The organism is Burkholderia territorii, assembly GCF_902833055.1.
In the GTDB taxonomy this organism is placed as follows: Bacteria; Pseudomonadota; Gammaproteobacteria; order Burkholderiales; family Burkholderiaceae; genus Burkholderia; species Burkholderia territorii.
Genome location: NZ_CADFEJ010000005.1, coordinates 362,368 through 384,439 on the forward strand (window position 1 = coordinate 362,368; position 22,072 = coordinate 384,439).

Below are 22,072 nucleotides of genomic sequence, written 5' to 3' on the forward strand. Positions count from 1 at the left end.
TTGCGGCAACCTGGAGCCGACGCGGCAAGGCCCGCCATGCCAGCGCGCAATGCCGATCGGCGCGCTGGCGCGGCAGTATGGTCGGGGCGCCGCGATGCTGACGGCCACCTTGGCCGAGCTGCTGTCGCCGGCTTACACCAATGCAGTCTGCAACGTGTAATACGTCCCGAACATGACGACCATGCTTCCCACAAAACGGCCGATGCTTCTGAATGTGCGGAGGGTCGCGCCGGTCCGGTTAGGGGTGCATAGCAGTGCGATCAAGGAGGCCGCGAACATGCAATGGCCAATCGCATCGACCATGCCGAACGGAATGACGGCAATCCCGAAGAAGAACAGCAGCACTACGCAACTGCCTTTTGCCGATAGCCGCCCCGCGACGAGCAGATACGCGCACACGAACTCCACGAAGCCGGCGCTCCACAGGAAGAAGGTCCTGTCGAGCCCGAAGGTCAAATACGGGTATGCGTCGAACAGCTGATGGAAGCCGTCCGGATACGCGAATTTCTCGATGGCGCCCCAGAGCAGCGAGAATGCCGTCGAGAGGCGCAGTATCGCCAACGCCCTCTCGACGTGCTGGCCACGAAACAACGACACAAGGACCAGGAAGGCGGCGATACCGATGAAGATCACGTAGTCGAGCATATGAAACATGCCGTACTGGCTCGCGCCCATCGCATACAGCACAACGATCAGCACGCCGCCGAGCCACGCGGTCGCTTCGAACAGCACGAGCGCGGCAATGGCATAGTGCAGCACGGGAACGAGCGCGGAAGCGGATGCCAGTTCAGGCGTCAGCAGCACGTCGAGACCGGCGAGTTGCAACGAGACGAAGAACACGGCGGTCGCGGCGCGCACGAAACGGCTCGCGTACCGTTCGCCGGCATACTCGAGCCGCGCGATGCCCGATGGCATCGTGAGTCTGCGATCGATCGCGATCACGATCAGCACTGCGATCAGGCTCGCGGCGAACAACGTCAAGAACAACGTAGAGGTTGCGAGCTCGCTCAAAGCGAGCGGACTCGTTTTCACGTCGTATTCGCTGAACCACTTGACGTGGCCGTGCGCCGAAAGAGGCAATGCGGCGATCAGCGGTAGCATCAGGGCGGCCAGTGTTGCTGGCCGAAACTTTTCTAGGATCATGTCGGTTCTCGTTCTGTTGTGGTGAGGGTGTTGGGTCCGGCATCCTGCAGACACTGGCACCGCTGGAACAATGGCGGGACGGACGCCGGGCGCCCGCCGCCTTCGAGCGCGATTTCGTCGCGCCCGATCGCGAAACAGAGATATTGAAGATTGAACGCGCGTACAGACATCGGACTGCATGACGACGATGCGCGGGAAATGTAGGCCTGATCCGATTCTTGGGCGAAGCATCGCCTTTCCCGTCGCGACGCGCGTGCGCGGCTCGACCGCTACGACAGCTCGAAATGCCCGGCGAAACGGCAGCCGGCATCGCACGCGAACCGAATCAGCCGCTGATGGCGCTCATCACATACGCGCGACACCGGCGCCAGGGGAAGTGACCGGACTTGTCGGTCGAAACCGCGAATCCCGCCGAATCGCACATCGGCAAGCTGCCACCGTGCGGATGAAGGACGCCGTCACACAAAGCGCACTCCGTACCGCCAGTGGACCGATGGACGGCGGCACGGCGCCGCCGCCCGTCGCACGCATGCCGCTTACCAGTAGAAGCCGCCCCCCACGACCGCGCCCACGGCACCGCGGCTGCTCGTGTTCGCCGAGGCCTTGATCGTCCACTTGCCGTCGCGCGTCATGTACGACACACCCAGCGCCGAACCGTATTCGCCGCCGTACGTGCTGCCGGCGATTGCAACGAAAGTCCGGCCGGGCTGCGTCGACTGCGGCAGCCCGGCGACGGCCATCGCCGCCGCTACGCCGCCCATCGCGTCCTGACGCGCGCTGTGCGCGGCGTTGTTCATCTGCTGCACGTTCACCGCATCGGTGGGCGCGGTACCCGCCGCGACGTTGGTGATCTGCCGCTCTGCCCCCGCGCTGCCGACCGATACCGCGTTGTCGCGATCCGCGGTCGAACCCGCCCCGAGCGCGACGGAGTTGTTCCCCGCCGCATTCGCGTTCTGGCCGATGGCCGTGCTGCCGCTGCCCGATGCGTTCGAGCCCTGCCCCAGCGACGTGCTGTTCTCGCCCGACGCCACCGAGCCCTGGCCGATCGCCGTGCTGCCGCCGGCCGTGGCGCTCGCGCTGTTGCCGATCGCCGTGCTGTTGCTGCCCGCCGCGTCGGCGCCCGCGCCGAGCTGAACGCTGCCCGCGCCGCTGCCGGACGGATCGAAGTCGCCCGAACCGTTGCCCGGGCCGCCCGGCACACCGCCCGCTTCCAGATCGGACACGCGGTCGCCCAGACCGGCGAACCGGTTCTCGAAATCCTGCCGCATGTCGTACAACTGGCCGCCGTTCACCGCGTCCATGCTGCCCGACGCGATCAGGCCCGGCGCGACGTTGCGCAGGACCGTGCCGTTGACGCCGCCGAGCGTCGCGCTGGCCAACGACAGATCGTCGTACACCACCGCGCCGAGTTCCTTGCCATCCTTGTCGACCAGCCCCGATGCCTTCAGCTGGGCAAGCGTCACGGCTTCGTCGTCGTTCGCGGCGTTCGCGACACCCGACAGCGTGCGCGCACCGTTCGTGCCGGCGAAGCTCACCGAAGCGCCGCCCGTGTTCGCGGCGACTGAAATCGCGCCCGTCGCCTGGTCCTGGCGAACGAGGCCGAGCTGGCCGGTGGCGAGCCGGTCGTTGATGTTCGTGATCTCCGTGCGGTTGTCCGCGATGTCCGACGCGTTTTGCGCGACGGACCGGTTGGTCGCATGGAGCTGATCACCCGTGACCGCATCGCGGCTGCCTGCCGCGACGTCGCCGTTCGCGATGCCCGTCAGCTTTCGCTCGCCCGCCGTGCCGGCGAAGTTCACCGCCGCGCCGTCCGTGTTCTCGCCGACCGTCAGGTCCGCACCCGCCGCCGCTTGCTTGACCAGACCGATCGAACCGTTGTTCATTTCGCTGCGGATCTGCGTGATCGACGTTTCGTTGTTCGTCACCCGCTGATCGAGATGCGTGACGTCGACGGCCACCGCATGCAGTTGATCGCCCGTGACCGCATCGCGGCTACCTGCCGCAACGTCGCCGTTCGCGATGCCCGTCAGCTTGCGCTCGCCCGCCGTGCCGGCGAAGTTCACCGCTGCGCCGTCCGTGTTCGCGCCGACCGTCAGATCCGCGCCAGCCGCCGCTTGCTGCACCAGACCGATCGTGCCGCCCGACAGCTCGGCCAGTTGATCGTTGATCCAGGTGATGTCCGACGTATTCTTCGCGATATGCGTCTCGTTCTGCGTCACGCGACCGTCGATGCTCGTCACCTGCGTGCCGAGGTTCGACACGTCGCTGCCCAGACCGGCGATATCGGACGTGTTCTTCGCGATGTGCGTCTCGTTCTGCGTCACGCGACCGTCGATGTTCGTCACCTGCGTGCCGAGGTTCGACACGTCGCTGCCCAGACCGGCGATGTCCGACGCGTTCTTCGCGACGTCGCGATTCGTGGCGAACAACTGGTCGCCCGTGACGGCATCGGTGCTGCCCGCCGCGATTGCGCCATTCGCGACGCCCGTCAGCTTGCGCTCGCCGGCCGTGCCGGCGAAGTTGACCGTCGCGCCGTCCGTGTTCGCGCCGACCGTGATCCCGGCGCCGGCTCCGGCCTGCTGGACGAGCCCCGTCGTCCCGCTGCCGATCTGGTCCGCGAGCTTCGCGATGTCGCTTTCGTTGGTCGTCACGCGGCCGTCGAGATTCGTCACCACGTCGCCGACGTTATCGAACGTCTTCGTGCCGCCATTGCCGTCGCCCACCATGAAGCTCGGCGCCGCGATCGAGCCATCCGCGTTGACGGCCGTGCCCGCGCCGATCGCGCCGGCCACGCCCTTCAACTGGCCGACGTTGACCGCGTCGGTATCGTCCGTGCCGGCGGCCATGTGGATGATCTGGCGCTGCAGCGTCGCGGAGCCGACGGACACCGTAGCATCGCGATCCGCGACGGAGCGGATACCGAGGGCGACGGATTGGTCGCCCGACGCCGTTGCACCGACTCCGATGGCCGACGCGAAGTGCCCCGCTGCCGTTGCGCCCTTGCCCACTGCCAGGCTGGATTCGCCGGATGCTTGCGCGTCCACGCCCAGCGCGGTGGCGTTGTTGCCGGTCGCGGCCGCACGGTGGCCGACCACGACCGAGTAGGTCCCGACTGCCGTGGCCGCACCGCCGATTGCAATCGAGTCCGCCGCCGCCAGCGCGGGATCCGCTACCGTGTTGATCTTCACGTAGTCGTCGGTCACGGCCGCGTTCAGCTTGCTGTTGATATTCGTGATGTCGGACGCGTTCTTCGCGATATCGCCCTTTGCGATCGTCAGTTCGCCGTCGAGTGCGCCGAGCGCGTCGGCGACGGTGTGCTGCGTGCCGCCGTTCGCGAGCCCGTACGTCGGGCCGGTCACGACGCCCGTTACCGGATCGATCGCCGCGCCGCCGCCGAGTGCGGTTACGACCGGTGCGAGTTGAGACACGTTTACGGCGTCGGTGTCCTGCGTGCCGGCTGCCATGTTGGTGATCTGCCGTTGCAGCGTCGACGAGCCGACCGAGATGGTGTCGTTGCGCGTCGCGTTCGAATTCGTACCGAGTGCCATTGCGTTCGTGACGTTCGCGTCGACGGTCGCATGATTACCGATCGCAACGGAATTGGTGGCGCCCGCCGAAACGCCGGCGAGCGTGCCCAGCGCAACGCCGCCCGTGGCCAGTACCGACGTCTGGTTGCCTAACGCGGTGCTGTTGTCGCTGGTTGCGGTCGCAAGGCGACCGATTGCCACGACGCCGCTGCCGGTCGCCGTCGCCGAGGAACCGATCGCCAGCACCGACGTGCCGGACGCGATCGAATCGTTACCGATCGCGGTCGCGGAAGTGCCGCCGGTCGCTTTTGCAAGACGGCCGAATGCCATCGAACCGGTGCCGGTTGCGGTCGCGGCAGATCCGAACGCCAGAACCGACGTGCCGTTGGCGACCGCCGCATTCCCGATCGCGACAGCGGCCGTTCCCGATGCGGTGGCTGCCGTTCCGCCCATCGTCGCCGGCAATACCTTGATATACGCGTCGTCCACTACCGCACTGGTGCCGATGGCGCCCATGGTGCCCACCGACCCGATCGCTCCGGCGCTCGGCACCGTGCACACGCCCGCTTCGCCGACCACGCCATTCTGGCCGTCGGCCGTCGTGCACGCGTCTGCCCCCGCCGTAGCCGCGAAGGCCTGCGAAGCGCCCAAGCTCAGTGCGACGGCCGCCAGCGCGATCGCGCTGCGCACCAGCGCGCGCCGACCGCCGGACTTCTTGCGGGCCGTTGCAAGCTCGGAAACGGCGACCCAAGTGCCCGTGGCCGTATTGAAGAGAGTGCGATGTGCTTTGTTCATGGTGACTCCAGAGATGAGTTGATCCGTTGGAAATCACTGTATTTTTTCGATGCCTTCGGTTCGATAAGACCAGTCCGAAAGCAATGCGGCCCCAATGGATGGATACCGAGCCGGCGCTACCGCTGGCACGCCACACGGTCGGGCCGAATCAGACGGGTCCGATTGGATTGACGTCATACGGCTCGTAGACTCCGACGCGTGAATCTCTCGACCGAACCCCTTCGCCGGACGGTGCGCGCCGCGATCCGCGACGCCGCCCGTCACCGCCGCTTCGTGCGCGGACTCGACATCGCCGTGCTCGCGCTGATCGTCGCGAGCGTGTTCGTCGTGATGGCCGACAGCGTCCAGGAGTTGCACGCGCGTCACGGAAAAGCGCTGTACGCCGCCGAGTGGGCGTTCACGCTGCTGTTTACCGTCGAATACGCGGTGCGGCTCCTCACCGCGCCGAAGCCTGCCGCATACGCGCGCAGCTTCTTCGGCATCGTCGATCTCGTGTCGATCCTGCCGACCTATCTCGCCTTCTTCTTTCCGGGCCTGCATGCGCTGATCGACGTGCGCCTGCTCAGGCTGCTGCGCGTGTTCCGCATTCTCGGGCTGGCGATCTACCTGGAAGAAGGCCAGATGTTGATCCGCGCGCTCGCGCGTGCACGGCGCAAGATCTTCGTATTCATCGGCGGGATGTTCGTGATCGTCGTGATCCTCGGCACGGTGATCTTCCTCGTCGAGGGCCCCGAGAACGGCATCACGAGCATCCCCGTCGGCGTGTACTGGGCCGCCGTGACGATGAGCACCACCGGCTACGGCGACCTGACGCCGCACACGCCGCTCGGGCGCTTGATCACGTCGTGCGCGATCCTGCTGGGTTACGGCATCATCGCGTTCCCGACCGGCATCATGGGCGCCGAACTCGTGGCGACGGCACTCGAGCGCGGCCGCGCACGACAGGCCGCGTCCGCCGGCACCGACACGGGCACCTGCCCGCATTGCGGCGCATGCGTGGCGACACCCGGCGAAACGATCGCCGCGTCGACGCATCGCGCATCGAACCGGTAATCGCCGCCGCATCATGAAAATTTCCACTCGCATCGTGGCGCTGTCGGGCTGGCTTGCGTTGAGCCTTTCGGGGACCGCGCTCGTGCTGTCGCGTTCGGTGTCCGACGCGCACGACCGCTTTTTCCAGGACACCAGCATCGCGATCCGCGTGCTCGGCCAGAAAACGGCCCAGCAGGAAGCGATCCTCGCCACGCTCGGCGCCACGCCGTTGGGCACCGTGCCGCCGCACATGCTCGATGAGCTGCGCGAACGCATGCCGCAACTCACGGGGCTCGCGCGCTGGCGGCCCGGCAGCGGATGGCAGGCGGCCAACGGCGCGGCGCCCGGTGTGCGGCCGCCGCCGACCACAGCGGCAAATCCCTACGTGCTCGAATTCGACGCCGACGGCCAATACTGGCTTGTCGCCGCGACTGGATGGGCCGTGCGAATCGACCCGCGCGCGATGCTCCAGCCCGGCGACTGGCCGGCGTCGCTGACGTCCGTCACGCTGCAATTGAACGGGCGCAGGTTCGACGTGCTGAACCGGCCGCCGGCCGCCATGCCTCTCGCCTGGCCGATGACGCTCGACAAGCGCCTGCCGACCGGGCCTCAGGCGCTGCGGCTGCACGCGACGCGCGCACTGACCGTCGACGATCTGCCGTGGCTGCCGATCGCGCTGTGGAACACCGTCGCGATCCTGCTCGTCGGCGGCGTACTCGGCGCATGGCGCCTGCGCGACGCGCAACGCCGCGAACACGCCCGCGCGCGGCTCGACCGCTTCGGCCGCCTCGATACGCTCGGTGAAATGGCGGCCGGCATCGCGCATGAACTGAACCAGCCGCTGATGGCGATCGTCACGCACACGCGCGCCGCCGAGCGGCTGCTCGATCTCCCGGTCGAACGCGACAACGTCCGGCGTGCGCTGCAGACGAGCGTCGCGCAGGCCAAGCGCGCGGCATCGATTCTCGACCGGCTGCGCGTCGCCGCAACGTCGGCGCACGGCGGCGAGCGCCATGCGCTCGATCCGGACGCGATCGTGTCCGCGCTGCAACTTCTGTACCGGGACGAGCTGGCTCGCGAGCACATTTCGCTCAGCTGGCACAATGCGACGCCCGGCGCGCGGCCGCTTGCCGATCCGGTCGCCGTCGAGCAGATCCTGCACAACCTGATTCAAAACGCGCGCGACGCGCTGTCGGGTGCACCGCACGGATCGATCCGCGTGAGTGGCGAGCGGACCGGCCGGCAATATCGCTTCACCGTGATCGACAACGGCCCCGGCATACCGCCCGACATGCTGCCGCGCCTCTTCGAGCCGTTCTTCACCACACGCGGCCACGGGCTCGGACTCGGGCTGCCGCTCTGCGACACGCTCGCACAGCGCCAGAACGGCGCACTGGCGATTCACAACCGGCCGTCGGGCGGCGTCGAGGCCACCTTGTCGCTGCCGTTCGCGGAGATCCAGCCATGACGACCTCCGAAGCGACGGTCGTCGCGATCGTCGACGACGACGAAGCCGTGCGCGACGGCCTCGCGCTGCTGCTGCGCACCGTCGGCATAGCGACCCGCTGCTACGCGGACGCGCACGCGTTCCTCGACGACGCGCTCGACACCGCGCTCGGCTGCGTGCTGCTCGACATCCGCATGCCGGGCATGAGCGGGCTCGATGCGCTCGACCGTCTGCGCGAGCAACGCGACTTGCCGGTCATCGTGCTTACCGGCCATGGCAACGTCGACGCATGCCGTCGCGCATTCAAGCGCGGTGCCGTCGACTTCCTGCGCAAGCCGACCGACGACGACGAGCTGATCGACGTCGTGCAGCAGACGATCCGCCGCCACGCGGACCGGCGCGCGCGCGCCGAGGCCGAACGGCATCGCGCGCAGCGCGTCGCCGCATTGAGCGGACGCGAACGTCAGGTGCTCGAAGGCATCGTGCGCGGGCTGAGCAACAAGGAGATTGCGCGCGCACTCGCGTTGTCGCCGCGCACCGTCGAAACGTACCGGGCGATCGCCCTCGACAAGCTGGGCACCGCATCACTCGTCGAACTCGTGCGCGACTACGCGGCGTTGCTCGGCGCGGCGCCTCCGTAACGCTACGGAGGCGCCATCCGTACGTGAGCGGGTACAGAGCGAGCGGCGTAATTCCTACGATGACGGTTTTCATCGATCGTCTACAAGGAAACGCTGTCATGTCCCGACTCTTCATCGTCCCGTCGTCGCTCGCGATGCTGTTCTCCGGTGCCGCCCTCGCCGATGCCGCGAGCCCGACGTCCCGCACGTCGACCAACAGCGACGCCGGCTACTACGCGACGGCCCGCGTCGTCGGCGCGTTCGACAACGCCGCCAACATGGAACTCACCAGCCCGCGCGTAACGAGCCGCATCGGCGGCCCGGACGGCCAGTCGCGCGTGACCGGCGCCGTCGGCCTCGGGTACCAGTTCGGCAACGGCTGGCGCGCGGAAGGCGAATACACGTTCAAGCGCAGCGGCAATTTCGTCAGCTACTGGGCGCCGTTCGACGCCAACGCGAACCAGTTCCAGGTGTCGTCGCAACGGCTGATGCTGAACGGTTATCGCGATTTCGATCTGGGCCGCGGTTTCTCCGTCTACGGCACGGCCGGTATCGGCGTGGCGATCGTGTCGGCGGACGGCTGGCAGACCAACGATTCGCGCCAGTTCGCGTCGCGCACGCAAACGAATTTTGCGTATTCCGCAGGGGCGGGCGTCAGCTATGCGATCAACAAGCGCTTCACGCTCGACGTCGGTTATCGTTTCGTCGACATGGGCAACGTCGAATCCGGCTACAACACGTTCGTGAACCGCGTATCGGCGCGCGACGAACAACTGAAGGCGTCGCTGCGCTCCAACGAAGTGTTCATCGGCCTGCGCGGCCGCTTCTGATCGTTCGGCGAGCGCCGCCCGCGCGTATCTCTCTGGATTCCGATACGAAAGACGCCAGCGCGTCGCTGCCGTGCCGTTTCAGTCCAGTCCGATTGGCGGGCCGCCTGCCGGCCGGTATGCTTTCGATGCGCGGTACCGGAACGGTTCGTGGGCGGCAGTCTGGACATTGCATGCCGGGAGGAGCGAACCGCTCCGCTGCCGCGCCCCGTGTGCCGGCGACGGTTTGAACGCGGGTGCTCGATGGTGGCCGGTGGGCGCGGCCACGTGTCGTCCGACGCCATGTTCCGTACCTCTAGAGAAACGCTGCCTCATGCGAGCATCGAGCGCCCGCATCCAAGCCGCCTTCCTGTTCCCTTTCACGACCGACCTCCGCACGCGATGTAGCCGAAATGCAGCTGGTAACCCTGCATGCCCGGATACTCGGTGGTCAGCCGGCCGTTGAGCAGCGGCAGGAAGACGTCCGGCGAATAGCCGGGCAGCGAGATCACGCCGATCGCGAGCCCCTTGTACAGCATTGGATAGATCGCACCCGCCGCACACACGAGCAGCGCGAGCTGGAAGTAGCGGACGGCCGAGACGGGCGCGTTCGATTCGCCCGGCATCTCGATGGTCGATGCCGCGTCCTGATTCGCCATGTGCGCCTCCATTTGAATATTCGAAGTCTTCAGACGATGTGCGTGCGATGCGCTCGCCGCGTCGCCGCAGTCCATTCGAGGCTGCGCCGCCGACATGGACAAAAAAAGACCGCTCCGGGAAGAGCGGTCGTCAAGGAGAGGTCTCCGTGTCGAGGAGACACCGGCAGGTCACCACGTCCGGCCGGCACGTCCATTGTCGACGACGGTTGATCGGCTGAGAATCGGCCTGGTCCGAATCCGGCGATGGAATTCAATTCGTCTGTTGTACGAATGTTCTATTCGAACGCTTTCTCGCCGCCATGCATCGCGTGCGCAAGCGCCGGCCATATCGCTCCGTGAATGTCGCGACGCGCGGCTCGATGCAAGCCAGCGGATTTCGACGTCGCGCGATGCGCGAATCAACGATCCGTCAAGCGCGTCTGATTCGTCAGGCCGACGCGCAACGCGTCGGGATTCGACGGCGCAGGCGCAGCAGCCGCACGCGACGACTCGCGCGTCGCGTCCAGCCAGCGCGAGAACTCGGCGGCCGTCATGCCGACCGCGTCGGCCGCGCTCGGTACCTGCTCGACCGACGCCTCCCGCTGGCGTTGCACGGCAGGCTTCGCTGCCGCCGCGTGCGCCGGGACGCCGCCGAACGCGGCCGCGCGATCTGGCACCGCGACCGTTGCCTTCTTGCGTCGCGCAACGGCCGGTTTCGCCGCGGAAACCGGCGTCGCCAATGCATCGGCGGCGCGAACGTCGGCTTGCGGCGCGCTCGAGGTTTGCAGCGCGACTGCCGCTGCGCCGTTCGCGGCAGGTGGCGGCGAGTCCGGCGCCACGTTCGCCGCGGCGAGTGTCGTGACGACCGTCTCCGCCGGCCGAACGGCAATCGCCGCCCCGTAGACGGTATGCGGCGACGCCGCAGGCTTGCCGACGTCGAACAGCCGCGTGGCCGCAAAGCCCGCGGAGCCGAACGCGAGGCCTGCGATCAGCGCGAGCAGCGTGGGCCGCCAGCGGCGACGCGGCGCTTTCGGCTTCACCCACGGTCGGTTGTCCGAACCGAAATCCGTTGCGCGAACCTCGACGCGTGAAGCCTCCGTCGCCCCGCGCACCGCACGCAGATCGAACACGCCCGGCCGTGGCCGCTTGCTCTTCACGAACGGCATGCGACGCCGACCGTACGGCGGCGGCACGTCCGTGTAAGGACGCGCGAGCGGTAACGCGAAATGTCCGGTGATGTCCTGCATGCCCATGATGTCGACGACGAATCGTCTCGCGTGTGCCGCGCCGATCCGCTCTCCCGTGATGTGAATGAATGGCTCCGAGTATCGCTGCACGCACGGCCCGAGTAAATCGGACTGGACCTATTCGCGCGGCTGCGACATGCGACCCGCCTATCTCACGTCGTAACGCAGCAACGGCCGCCCGTTCAGCGGCTGCACCACCCGCGCGTTGTGCGAATAACGCATCCGGAACGCGGCGATGTCGTCGGCCGACAGCTCGACAGGCTCGTCGAGCACGTACCATTCGACGTTTTCGGTCAGCGGCGGCGTCGTCAGCGACCCGAGATAGTGATAGTAGGTATTGATGTTGCCCGGCATCAGCGCGGCCGCGTGGAACGACGACAGGCTCGCGGTGTCGCCCGTCTTGAGCGCGTCCATCACGGCCGCGAACTGCGCATTCTCCGCGCCGGTGCGATAGAGGACGGCCACGACCGCCAGGCGCCCGTCCTGCGCGCGAAACACGAAATGCCCCTCGATCGGATAGTTGCGACTGTCGATCGTGTGCTCCGACGGCGAATGGAAGTGAATCTGCTGAAGCCTGAAATGGCGCCCGCGAATGGTGGCGCTGCCGACGGCCGGAACGATCTGGATCGTGTGGCCGTTGTCGATCACCTTCGCGCGCGTATCGGCGACATGCATGCCGATCGCGTTGTTCTCGTCGGCATAACGGGTCGCTTGCCTGACCGTGCCCGAATCGATCGCCACCGGCGACTGCGCATCGCCGGATTCCAGATGCCAGTCGCGCTGGTGGTCGTAATCGAACGTGTCGGTGGCTGGCGTAGCGCTCGCCGGCGAAGGTGCATCGGCCGCATGCGCGGGCGTGAGCGACGTCGTCACCGCGCATAGCGTCGCGGTAACAAGCCGCGTAATCGCGGTTCGTGTAACGTTCATGTCGAGTACCGTGTTCCTTGATGAAATGCACGCGATGCGGCCGAATGCCTGCTCGCGCATCCTTGGCGCGCCATCCTGACGCAGCACGCATTGTCCGCACGATCCCGCTGCGCGTGGTCCGATACTGCGCGTAGGACCGGTAAGCCCAGTCCGATACGGCAAGGGCCGAACGCAAGTCGCCGCGAACGAGCCGGTACGCCGGATTCGACATGTACGCATCCCGCCCGCGATTTTCGGACCAGACCGATTCACGCCGTGCGCCAACGGCATCACAATTCTCCCGCCGGCATGCCTTCCCCGAATTCGGGCATGCCGTGCATTCCAGAGATAGTTTGTCGATATTCATCCCGCCTTCACGGCGGGATCTTTTTCGCGCGACATTCGTCTTTCACGCGCGCATCGAGTCCGTCCATGAGCACTCTTCCGTTCGCGCGGCGCGGGCGCATCGAAGCCGCATCCATCTCGCCGGACGAGCGCCGCGACAGCGCGGCACCCGGTTTCGGACGAGCCGCCGCGCGCCGGCGGCGCATGCAAGCGCGCAGGCCCGGCGCACCCGCGCGCCGCGCGCGCTGCCGGCATGCTTTCTGTACGCGCCGGTCATGACCGTCGACTCGACGCTCGTCATCGGCATCCTGACGCTCGATCATCCGTCACGCCATGCGTTCGACGACCGGCTGCGGCGCGCCGGCCACGGAAACGATCGCCTCAGGATCGACGACATCCTCCGGCGGGCCGGCTATCGTCCGGTTCGCTTCGAATACCTGCCCGAGTTGCTGGCCGCCTGCGATATCCAGCCTTTCGATCTGATCGTCGTGCAGTGCGAAACGCCGTGCTATCGGGCCAGCGACGCGATCCGCACGCTGCGTGCGCGCTTCGCGGATTCGATGCCCATCCTCGCGACCAGCCAGACCGACGGCGCCACGGCGCAAGTGCTCGCGCTCGAGGCCGGCGCGAACGAGTACCTGCCGTATACGTCCCCCGCCGAAACGATCGTGTCGAGCGTCGCGACGTGGCTGCGCTGGGCCCACTACCGGGCGACCGGCCATCGGCGCTGGCGCATCGGCGACTTCGAGGTCGATGCCGGCAGTCGCACGATCCGCGTCGCCGACCGCGAGCACGTACTGACCGACAAGCATTTCCAGATCGCCACGGCGCTGTTCATGAACGTCGGCCGGCCGCTGTCGCGCGCCCATCTGAGCCAGCTCGTCTGGGGTTCGCTTGCCGCGATGGCGAACGGTCGTCTCGATATGCACGTCGCGAACCTGCGCGACAGGCTGAAGCTCGACGGCCGGCACGGCCTGCGGCTGCTCACCGTCGACGGATGCGGCTATCGGCTCGTCGAATCCGGGCCCGAAGACGATCGCGCGGAACAGGATTAGCGCTCGCGCACTGCCCCTTTCGCGCGTTCGTCGCGCGATCAGCGACGGGCCGCGGCCCCGCGCGGTGCGCGCATGTCGCGCCCGCAGCGCGATCGGTCTCGCTTATCATGGCGGAACCTTCTCCGACCACCCCGTGCCACGATGGATCATCGCGCCGCCGCAGACCGCCGCCGTTCCGCCTCCCGCACGCCCGTCGGACGCCGTCAGCGCACACTGCTGTATGCGGGCGGCATCGGCGTGACGCTCGCGGCGCTCGTCGCGAGCGCGTCGCTGCTGTACGCGATGGGCCGCGACTACGTGCAGGAACGCTATACGCAGTTCGCGGTGCGCCAGTTCTTCGTCCGGTTCGAGTTCAACCTGCGCACGACCGGCATGGATACGCTGGTCACGCACGAGGAAGCGGTCTGGAGCACGCGCTCGACGGATCCGGCGCTCGCCGCGCGGCTCGCCGACGGGCACGGCCGCGTCGTGCTGCAAGGCAGCCCGCGGTTTCCGCCCGTGCTCGCCCTCGCCGACCTCTCGCCCGCGCAGCCCGCCGCGTCGTACGGCCGCGCGCTCGAAATGGCCAGCGACATGAGCTACCGGGTCGGCGCGTACGTCGCGAAACAGGAGGCCGACCGCGCGATCGCCGGCTACGCGTACGACCCGAACCGCCATTTCGCGCTCGTCATCCCGCAGCCTCAGCCGGCCGACCCGCTCGCGACGGTCGGCGCCGCCGACGTCGCCGCGCTGCTCGACAAGCTCGCACCCGACCTCGGGCCCGCGCCGCCCGGGCGCTACGTGTGGCACGCGCCCGCCTACGACCCGATCCAGCGGCGCGACGTGTTCCGGCTCGTCGGCACCGCGTACGACGCCGGCCAGCCGCGCATGGTGTTCGTGTCGACGCTGCCGGCCGGCCTGCTGCGCGAGCGGCTCGCCGGCCGTGACGACGGCGATGCCGCGATCGTCGTCGACTCGGCCGGCCGTCCCGTGCTGCGCGTCGGCGCGGCCGAACACGGCGATGCGGCCGACGCTGTCGTCGAGCGGCTGGTCGCCGCCGCGCGCGCGGTGCGCGCCGACGGCCCGCAGCCCGCGCATCGGGCAGGCGACTTCACGTTGAGCCAGCGTATCGGCGGCACCGACTGGACGCTCGTCCAGTCGTTCTCGATGCGCTCGGTGCTGACCGCGCTCGCGCGGCGCGTCGGCTGGTACGCGGCGCTGATGACGATCGCGCTCGGCGTCGCGTGGACGATGCTCGTGCTGTTCGACCGCAAGGTTCTGAAACCCGACGACGCGCGCACGCGGCGCATCGTCGAAAGCGAGAACCTGAACCGGACCATCGTCGAAGCCGCGCCATCCGGTATCGCGCTGCTGTCGCTCGACGACGGCACCGTGCTGATGCAGAACGACACGATGCGCGCGTACGACGCGCGCGCGGCCGGCGACACGTCGCTCGCCGCGCGCCTGTTCGCGCGCTTCGACCGGTCGCCCGGCGCGAATGCGTGGCAGCCCGATCTGCACGTGCCGCTGCCGACCACGCAGGGCGACACGGTCGACCTGCTCGCGACGCTCGTGCGCACACGCTTTCGCGATGCGGACGTGCTGCTCTGCAACGTGTCCGACATCACGTCGCAGAAAGCCATCGAGCGCCACCTCGACGACGCGCGACGCGCGGCCGACGCGGCGAACGACGCGAAGTCCGCGTTTCTCGCGACGATGAGCCACGAGATCCGCACGCCGCTGAATGCGATCCTCGGCAACCTCGAGCTGATCGGCCGCGAGCCGCTGAGCGACACGCAAGGCGAGCGCCTGCGGACGGTCGAAGGTGCGTCGTCGACGCTGCTCGACCTGATCAACGACATCCTCGATCTGTCGAAGATCGAGGCCGGCCAGATGACGATCGAGGCGATCCCGTTCGACCTCGCGGAGACGATCCGCCAGACCGGCGCGATGTTCGAGCCGCTCGCGGCGGCCAAGGGCCTGCAGTTCGACATCGTCGTCGACGACGCGCTCGCGCCGCGCTATGTCGGCGATCCGACCCGCATCCGGCAGATCGCCGCGAACCTCGTCGGCAATGCAATCAAGTTCACGAGCCGCGGCGACGTCACGCTCGAAGTCTATCTGCGCGACGACACCGATCCCGCGTCGCCCGTCGCGATCGGCGTCAGCGACACGGGCATCGGGATGACCGATGCGCAACGCGCGTCGCTGTTCAAACCGTTCACGCAGGCGGACACGTCGATCTCGCGCCGCTTCGGCGGAACGGGGCTCGGGCTTGCGCTGACGAAGCGGCTCGCGACACTGATGAACGGCACGATCGACGTCAAGAGCGAAGCCGGCCTGGGCAGCACGTTCGTCGTTACGCTGCCGTTGCGCGCGGCCGGCGACGCCGACGTCGCACGCAACGCCGACGCGGACGACGCAACGGCACTCCCCGCGCTCGCCGCGCGCGTGCTCGTGGTCGACGATCATCCGGTCAACCGCACGTTGCAGCAGAACCAGCTCGTCGCGCTCGGCTATGCGGCCGACGCGGCCGACGGCGGCGCCGCCGCGCTGCGCCGCTGCGCGGACACGCGCTACGACCTCGTGCTGACCGACCTCAACATGCCCGGGATGGACGGCTATACGCTCGCGCGCGTGCTGCGCGCGCAGTATCCCGACCTGCCCGTGGTGGCGAGCACCGCGCACGCGAGCGCCGACGAGCGTGCGCGCTGCGCGGAAGCCGGCATCGTCGCGGTACTCGTGAAGCCCGTGCTGCTCGAGACGATCGACCGCACGGTGCGGCGTTTCGCGAACGTCGCCACCGCACGCCCGCGCGCCTCGGCGCTCGTCGAACTCGCGGAAGGTCCGTTGCCGCCGGACGTGCAGGTGCTGCTGACCGACAGCGTCGAACGCTCGCTCGCGGCGATCCGCGCGGCACTGGCGCACGACGACCCGCGCGCGCTGCGCGACGAGTTGCATGCGCTGCGCGGTGCATTCGCGACGATTCACGAGCATGCGGTGGCCGACGCCGTGCGCGACATGCAGGACGCCGTGCGCACCGGCAATACCGCACCGCTCGCCGCGTTGTTCGCCGACACCGAACGCCTGGCGCGCGAAGCGCTGCGACGACGCGCGACACCGGCACCGGCGGCCTGACCGGCATCCGTCGTCCGCCCTCTCCGTCGCACGTTTTCACGGCCCGACTCGGACTGGGCTGATCGTCACACGCGCTTTCTGCCGCTACGATGGCACTGCGCCGTCGACACGGCATCGACCGTGTGCCATTTCCGTGACGCACGCTACGCATGCAGGCGAACGCAGCGGCGATTCGCGCGCCGTGTGTTGTCGCGACCGCTCTCGCGCGCATGGATCTCCGATCACTTTCAGCCTGGTCCGATTGGACGATACGGATGTTGAAGGTAAGCTGTCCTGACATGATTCCGGCAATAGTCGTTGCATTCATGCCGGGAGCCGACTGAGGGGCGAACGTTTGGTGGTGGCCGGTGGGCGCGGCCACGACAAAGATGGGTGATGGTGTTGATACGTACACGCTGCCAGATGCGAACACTGAACGCTCGCCCCTCAGTCCGTCGTTCCCGTTGCCGCGAAGGCGGCATGCGCGGCGGCGTGATCGCACCACGCAAATGCGCGTGCGATGCACCCGCGCATCGCACCGGCGCCGCCTTCGATCGAGTCGCAGCGTTGCGATCTCCCTACCCACGATGGTTTGCGGTCCCGCTTCATGCGAGCGGCGTCCGTCCTTCATTCTTCCGGCAGACCCGCAATGCGTGCGCTTCGACGCTGCATTGCCGCCCGGCAGCGGCCGCAGCGCGCGGCAAGCCCGCGTACCGGCTCGATCCCAATGCCTGCCCGTGCTCACGCCCGCCCCTCGAGCGCCGTTCAGGCACATGCCATGTCAAGCGGCCGCCCGCGTGTAGGACTGGCCCCACGACGATCACGCCACGATTCAGCCCCGGACGACAGAATCGGACGCGCCCGATCCCTACCATGCTTTCAGTTACCCAACAAACTGAAAGGAGTAGGGAAATGAACAAGACGTACCGCAATATCTGGAACGCCGCGACGGGCACGTGGACGGCTGTCGCCGAAACGGCGAAGTCGCATTCGAAGGGCTCGGCGCGCGTGGCGCGCAACACGGTGGTCGCGCTCGCGCTGAGCGGTGCGGGTATCGGTGGCGCGTTCGCGGCCGATGCGTGCACGACGGCGGACGGCGAGAATGGTGTGCTCGACGCGGCTGGCGTGTGCAAGATCGCAAGCACGATGAGCGCGCGCTCGGTCGGGACAATGGCGGCGCTCGACGATACTTACATTCAGTTGAGAACCGGCTCGTATGCTCCTGCAAACCCGGCGGTAGCAACGGGGGATAGTTCGATGGCCATCGGCCCGAACTCCACCGCAACCGGTATGTCGTCTATTGCACTCGGCGGCAGTGCGACGGCAAGCGCGCAAAACGCCATGGCGCTCGGCACAATTGCACACGCAATGGGTACCGAGTCCTTAGCCGTTGGTGTGGGTGCCAACGCCTCGGCAGGCTATACGGCCGCGCTCGGTCGTGCCGCGAATGCGACGGGGATCGGTTCGACTGCGCTGGGATATGGCACGACTGCATCGGCGAATGGTTCTACCGCGGTGGGAAGCGGTGCTGTTGCCGATCGTGCCAATACGATCTCGGTTGGCGCCGCGAGTTTCCAGAAGCAGATCGTCAACATGGCCGCCGGCACGCAGGATACCGACGCCGTGAACGTGTCGCAGCTCAAGCCGGTCGTGAAAGCACTCGGCGGCGCGATTGACGCCAAGACGGGCGCCGTCACCGGCCCCACGTACACCCTCGCGAACGGCGGCACGCAGACCACCGTCGGTGGCGCACTCGGCGCGCTCGACGGCAACATCACGACCATCAACAACAAGCTCGCCACGGCCGTGACCGACGACTACTTCAAGGTCGACACGTCGTCGGGCGCCGCCGCCGCACAGGCAGCCGGCAGCGCAATCGCCGTCGGCGCGAATGCGCAGGGCACCGGCGTGGCCGCTACGGCCGTCGGCAACAACACCGTCGCCAGCAGTCGGAACAGCTCCGCGTTCGGCTTCGGCGCGGAAGCCATCGGGGGTAACGGCACCACGACGGGCGCAGCCACCGCAATCGGCGCCTATGCGTCGGCCACCGGCTATCACTCGTCCGCCCTCGGCGTAGGCGCGATCGCATCGGGTTCGGAGTCGGTTGCGCTCGGCGTCAACTCGCGCGCCGATCGCGACAACAGCGTTGCCGTGGGTAACGCCACGCAGCAACGCCAGATCGTCAACATGGCCGCCGGCACGCAAGCCACCGACGCCGTGAACGTGTCGCAGCTCGAACCCGTCGTGACCGCGCTCGGCGGCGGCGCATCGATCGATCCGACGACGGGTGCCGTGACGGGCCCGACGTACACGCTCGTGAACGGCGGCACGCAGCACACCGTCGGCGACGCGCTCGGCGCACTCGACGGCGAACTGACGACGGCCAAGGCCGGCATCACGAAGAACGCGACCGACATCACGAACATCAACAACCAGCTCGGTGACCTGACGAGCGGCACGATCGGCATCGTGCAGCAGGCGAGCGCAGGCGCGGACATCACGGTCGGCGCGAGCAACGACGGCGCGGCCGTGAACTTCACGGGCACCGCGGGCGATCGCAAGCTGACCGGCGTCGCGGCGGGCGAAGTGACGGCGACGAGCAACGAAGCCGTCAACGGCTCGCAGGTGCACGGCGTGGCGGACAGCGTCGCATCGGCAATCGGCGGCGGCTCGACGGTCAACCCGGACGGCTCGATCACCGCACCGAGCTTCACCGTCGGCGACGGCAACGGCGGCACGACCATCGTTCACAACGTCGGCGACGTCGTGACCAATCTCGACGGCCGCGTCACGACCAACGAAGGCGACATCGCGAAGCTCGCCGACCAGATCGGCAACGGCACCGTCGGCCTCGTCCAGCAGGATGCGACCACGCGCAACATCACGGTCGCGAAGGACACGGACGGCGCGGTGGTCGACTTCACCGGCACCGCGGGCGAGCGCAAGCTGGCCGGCGTCGCGGCGGGCGAAGTGTCGAGCGCAAGCACGGAGGCCGTCAACGGCTCGCAGCTTCACGGCGTGGCGGACAGCGTCGCGTCGGCCATCGGCGGCGGCTCGACGGTCAACCCGGACGGCTCGATCACCGCACCGAGCTTCACCGTCGGCGATGGCAACGGCGGCACGACCATCGTTCACAACATCGGCGACGTCGTGACGAACATCGACGGCCGCGTGACGAACAACGAAGGCGCGATCACGACGATCAACAACCAGCTCGCGGCGGGCGAAATCGGCCTCGTCCGACAGGATGCGACGACGGGCACGATCACGGTCGGCGCGAGCACCGGCGGCACGTCGGTGAACTTTGCCGGCACGGGCGGCCCGCGCACGCTGAGCGGCGTCGGCAACGGCGTGAACGACGACGATGCGGTGACGATCGCGCAGCTTAAGGCGACCGGCCTGATCGACTACACGGGCAAGGAGCTCGGCGCCGTGGTGTACGACGGCATCGATCTCGACAGCGTGACGTTCGGCGGCATGAACGGCACGGCGCTGCACAACGTGGCGCCCGGCCTGATCGCATCGGGCAGCATGGATGCGGTGAACGGCGGCCAGCTGTATGCGCTGCAGCAGGACTTCGCGCTGCAGTACGGCCAGTTGAGCGGCCAGCTCGGCGACCTGTCGAATCGCGTCGGCGACCTCGAAACAGGTAGCGGCTCGGGCGGTGGATCGGGCGGCGGCATGGGCCCCGGCACGGGCACCGGCGGCGACGGCTCGCTCGTGGTCGGCGAAGGCTCGAACGCGTCGGGCGAGAACAGTTCGGCCATCGGCCAGGGCTCGGTTGCGTCGGGCGACAACGGCACGGCCGTCGGCCAGGGCTCGGTTGCGTCGGGCAACAACGGCACGGCCATCGGCCAGGGCGCGAGCGCGGGCGAAAACGGCACGGCCATCGGCCAAGGTTCGACCGCCGGCGAAAACGGCACGGCCATCGGTCAGGGTTCGAGCGCGAACGGCAACGGCTCGGTCGCGATCGGCGCGGGCTCGAAAGCGGACGAAGCGATGACCGTTTCGTTCGGCGACGGCACCGACGAAGGCAACCGCCGGCTCGTCAACATCGCGGACGGCGTCAATCAGACGGACGCGGCAACGAAGGGCCAGCTCGACCGCGCGATGGAATCGGTGGACCAACGTTTCGGCGAAACCAACCGCATGATCAACGACGTCGCGAAGAACGCGTACGCCGGTGTGGCCGCGGCCATGGCGATGCCGAACCTGACGCCGTCGCAGCCGGGCAAGACCGTCGTCGCGGTCGGTGCCGCGAACTACAAGAGCGGCTCGGCGGTGGCGGCCGGCGCGACCTACCGGACGCGCGACGGCAAGTGGCTGATGAACGGTGCGCTGTCCGTCACGTCGACGGGCGATGCGGGTGTGCGCGCCCAGGTCGGCTACGAGTTCTGACCGGCCGGCTCCGCGAATCGCTGCGGTTCGCGGAGCAACGGAGCGAGAGCGGGGGGAGCGATCCTTCCGCTCTTTTCGCCCGACGGCCGATGGCGGTTCGTTGCGAGCCGCCATCGGCCGTCGGTGCGAGGGTGTCGTCGCGCGGCCGCGAGGCCGGCTGCGATCGCGCTCTCACGCCGACGCCCGGCAAGCATTGATGCAGAACGACGAAACGCGCTCGCATGGTGCGGCGCGACAATCGAGACCAACATGATGAAGAGCTTCCCCATACGCGTGATCATTGCCGACGACCATCCGGCCGTCGTCGTCGGCGCGCAATACGAACTGTCGGCGTCGAGCACCGTGGCGGTCGTCACGACCGCGCACAATTCGACGGCGCTGATGGAGGCGCTCGCCGCCCATCCGTGCGACGTGCTCGTGTCGGACTACGCGATGCCCGGCAACGAATACGGCGACGGGATCACGCTGTTCAGCGCGATCCTGAAGCGCCACCCGAACCTGAAGATCGTCGTGATGACGATGCTGGAGAACGCGGTCGCGCTGCGCGCGCTCATCGATCTCGGGATCCATTGCCTCGTCAGCAAGTCGGACATGACGAACCATCTGACGATGGCCATTCACGCCGCCTATACGGATGGCCGGTATCTGTCGCCGTCGATGGATCGCGCGCTGCGCCAGCTTGGCGCAGGCGGCGACAAGACGCCCACGCTGTCGGTGCGCGAGGCGGAAGTCGTGCGGCTGTTCGCCTCGGGGCTGTCGGTGAACGAGATCGCGGACAGGCTGAACCGCAGCAAGAAGACGATCAGCACGCAGAAAAGCTCGGCGATGCAGAAACTCGGCCTCGAGCGCGACGTCGACGTGGTCCGCTATGCGATCGCATGTGGCCTGGTCGCCGATCCGGGCAACGCGGCGACGCCGATCGACCCGGCCTCCTGACGGCGCCGCATCCCGCGCCGGCCCGCCTGCTACCGGCCGCCGAACGCCGCGCTGACCGCCGGCAGCGGCGCCGGCTGGCCG

At 68.0% G+C, this 22,072-nt stretch carries 12 protein-coding genes and 2 pseudogenes; 8 read left to right on the top strand and 6 right to left on the bottom strand.

The window, feature by feature from the left end; translation table 11 throughout:
* Positions 1-132 precede the first annotated feature (132 nt).
* The 3 genes and pseudogenes from HW466_RS13605 to HW466_RS32280 all read right to left on the bottom strand — a co-directional run.
* A complete protein-coding gene (locus HW466_RS13605; RefSeq protein ID WP_151006472.1) occupies positions 133-1,143 on the bottom strand; it encodes a hypothetical protein in 1,011 nt (336 codons plus the stop codon).
* A gap of 536 nt (positions 1,144-1,679) precedes the next feature.
* Positions 1,680-4,916 (bottom strand): YadA family autotransporter adhesin, encoded by a 3,237-nt coding sequence (locus HW466_RS13610; protein WP_420908220.1) that lies wholly within the window; start codon positions 4,914-4,916, stop codon positions 1,680-1,682.
* 54 nt (positions 4,917-4,970) lie between these two features.
* A pseudogene (locus HW466_RS32280) lies at positions 4,971-5,465 on the bottom strand (ESPR domain-containing protein); the annotation flags it as partial.
* Positions 5,466-5,696: 231 nt separating this feature from the next.
* Between HW466_RS32280 and HW466_RS13615 the strand changes: the two are divergent.
* The 4 genes from HW466_RS13615 to HW466_RS13630 all read left to right on the top strand — a co-directional run bounded on the left by HW466_RS13615 (position 5,697) and on the right by HW466_RS13630 (position 9,394).
* A complete protein-coding gene (locus tag HW466_RS13615; RefSeq protein ID WP_244138230.1) occupies positions 5,697-6,518 on the top strand; it encodes an ion transporter in 822 nt (273 codons plus the stop codon).
* Positions 6,519-6,531: 13 nt separating this feature from the next.
* The gene (locus HW466_RS13620) at positions 6,532-7,965 is read left to right on the top strand and encodes a sensor histidine kinase (protein WP_174905819.1); all 1,434 of its coding nucleotides are present in this window, start codon (positions 6,532-6,534) and stop codon (positions 7,963-7,965) included.
* Positions 7,962-8,585 carry a response regulator transcription factor gene (locus HW466_RS13625; protein WP_059792249.1) on the top strand — a complete coding sequence of 208 codons (624 nt, stop codon included), beginning with the start codon at positions 7,962-7,964 and terminating at the stop codon, positions 8,583-8,585. Before HW466_RS13620 ends, HW466_RS13625 begins: the two co-directional genes overlap by 4 nt.
* 98 nt (positions 8,586-8,683) lie before the next feature.
* The gene (locus HW466_RS13630) at positions 8,684-9,394 is read left to right on the top strand and encodes an outer membrane protein (protein ID WP_151006411.1); all 711 of its coding nucleotides are present in this window, start codon (positions 8,684-8,686) and stop codon (positions 9,392-9,394) included.
* Positions 9,395-9,768: 374 nt separating this feature from the next.
* Here HW466_RS13630 and HW466_RS31915 read toward each other — a convergent pair.
* The 3 genes and pseudogenes from HW466_RS31915 to HW466_RS13645 form a co-directional block, all read right to left on the bottom strand.
* Positions 9,769-9,912: pseudogene (locus HW466_RS31915) on the bottom strand (MFS transporter); the annotation flags it as partial.
* 515 nt (positions 9,913-10,427) lie between these two features.
* Positions 10,428-11,345, bottom strand: a complete 918-nt coding sequence (locus tag HW466_RS13640) for a hypothetical protein (protein WP_174905820.1) — start codon at positions 11,343-11,345, stop codon at positions 10,428-10,430.
* A 57-nt stretch (positions 11,346-11,402) separates the two neighbouring features.
* Positions 11,403-12,182, bottom strand: coding sequence for a carbonic anhydrase family protein (locus HW466_RS13645; protein WP_151006944.1), 780 nt, complete (start codon positions 12,180-12,182; stop codon positions 11,403-11,405).
* Between the two features lie 599 nt (positions 12,183-12,781).
* Here HW466_RS13645 and HW466_RS13650 point away from each other — a divergent pair.
* The 4 genes from HW466_RS13650 to HW466_RS13665 all read left to right on the top strand — a co-directional run bounded on the left by HW466_RS13650 (position 12,782) and on the right by HW466_RS13665 (position 21,991).
* On the top strand, positions 12,782-13,561 hold the full coding sequence (locus HW466_RS13650) for a response regulator transcription factor (protein ID WP_151007132.1): 780 nt from the start codon (positions 12,782-12,784) through the stop codon (positions 13,559-13,561).
* Between the two features lie 141 nt (positions 13,562-13,702).
* Positions 13,703-16,678, top strand: coding sequence for a hybrid sensor histidine kinase/response regulator (locus tag HW466_RS13655; RefSeq protein WP_174905821.1), 2,976 nt, complete (start codon positions 13,703-13,705; stop codon positions 16,676-16,678).
* A gap of 891 nt (positions 16,679-17,569) precedes the next feature.
* Complete coding sequence (locus HW466_RS13660; protein ID WP_151005725.1) at positions 17,570-21,055, top strand: ESPR-type extended signal peptide-containing protein; 3,486 nt, start codon at positions 17,570-17,572, stop codon at positions 21,053-21,055.
* 249 nt (positions 21,056-21,304) lie between these two features.
* Positions 21,305-21,991, top strand: a complete 687-nt coding sequence (locus HW466_RS13665) for a response regulator (protein WP_060347682.1) — start codon at positions 21,305-21,307, stop codon at positions 21,989-21,991.
* The last annotated feature ends 81 nt before the right edge of the window (positions 21,992-22,072 follow it).

Bases quoted from the DNA above. Each gene is read 5' to 3' on its own strand.
- HW466_RS13665 (WP_060347682.1), top strand. From the start codon at position 21,305: ATGATGAAGAGCTTCCCCATACGCGTGATCATTGCCGACGACCATCCG.
- HW466_RS13650 (WP_151007132.1), top strand. From the start codon at position 12,782: ATGACCGTCGACTCGACGCTCGTCATCGGCATCCTGACGCTCGATCAT.
- HW466_RS13630 (WP_151006411.1), top strand. From the start codon at position 8,684: ATGTCCCGACTCTTCATCGTCCCGTCGTCGCTCGCGATGCTGTTCTCC.
- HW466_RS13660 (WP_151005725.1), top strand. From the start codon at position 17,570: ATGAACAAGACGTACCGCAATATCTGGAACGCCGCGACGGGCACGTGG.
- HW466_RS13605 (WP_151006472.1), bottom strand. From the start codon at position 1,143: ATGATCCTAGAAAAGTTTCGGCCAGCAACACTGGCCGCCCTGATGCTA.
- HW466_RS13625 (WP_059792249.1), top strand. From the start codon at position 7,962: ATGACGACCTCCGAAGCGACGGTCGTCGCGATCGTCGACGACGACGAA.
- HW466_RS13645 (WP_151006944.1), bottom strand. From the start codon at position 12,182: ATGAACGTTACACGAACCGCGATTACGCGGCTTGTTACCGCGACGCTA.
- HW466_RS13620 (WP_174905819.1), top strand. From the start codon at position 6,532: ATGAAAATTTCCACTCGCATCGTGGCGCTGTCGGGCTGGCTTGCGTTG.
- HW466_RS13655 (WP_174905821.1), top strand. From the start codon at position 13,703: ATGGATCATCGCGCCGCCGCAGACCGCCGCCGTTCCGCCTCCCGCACG.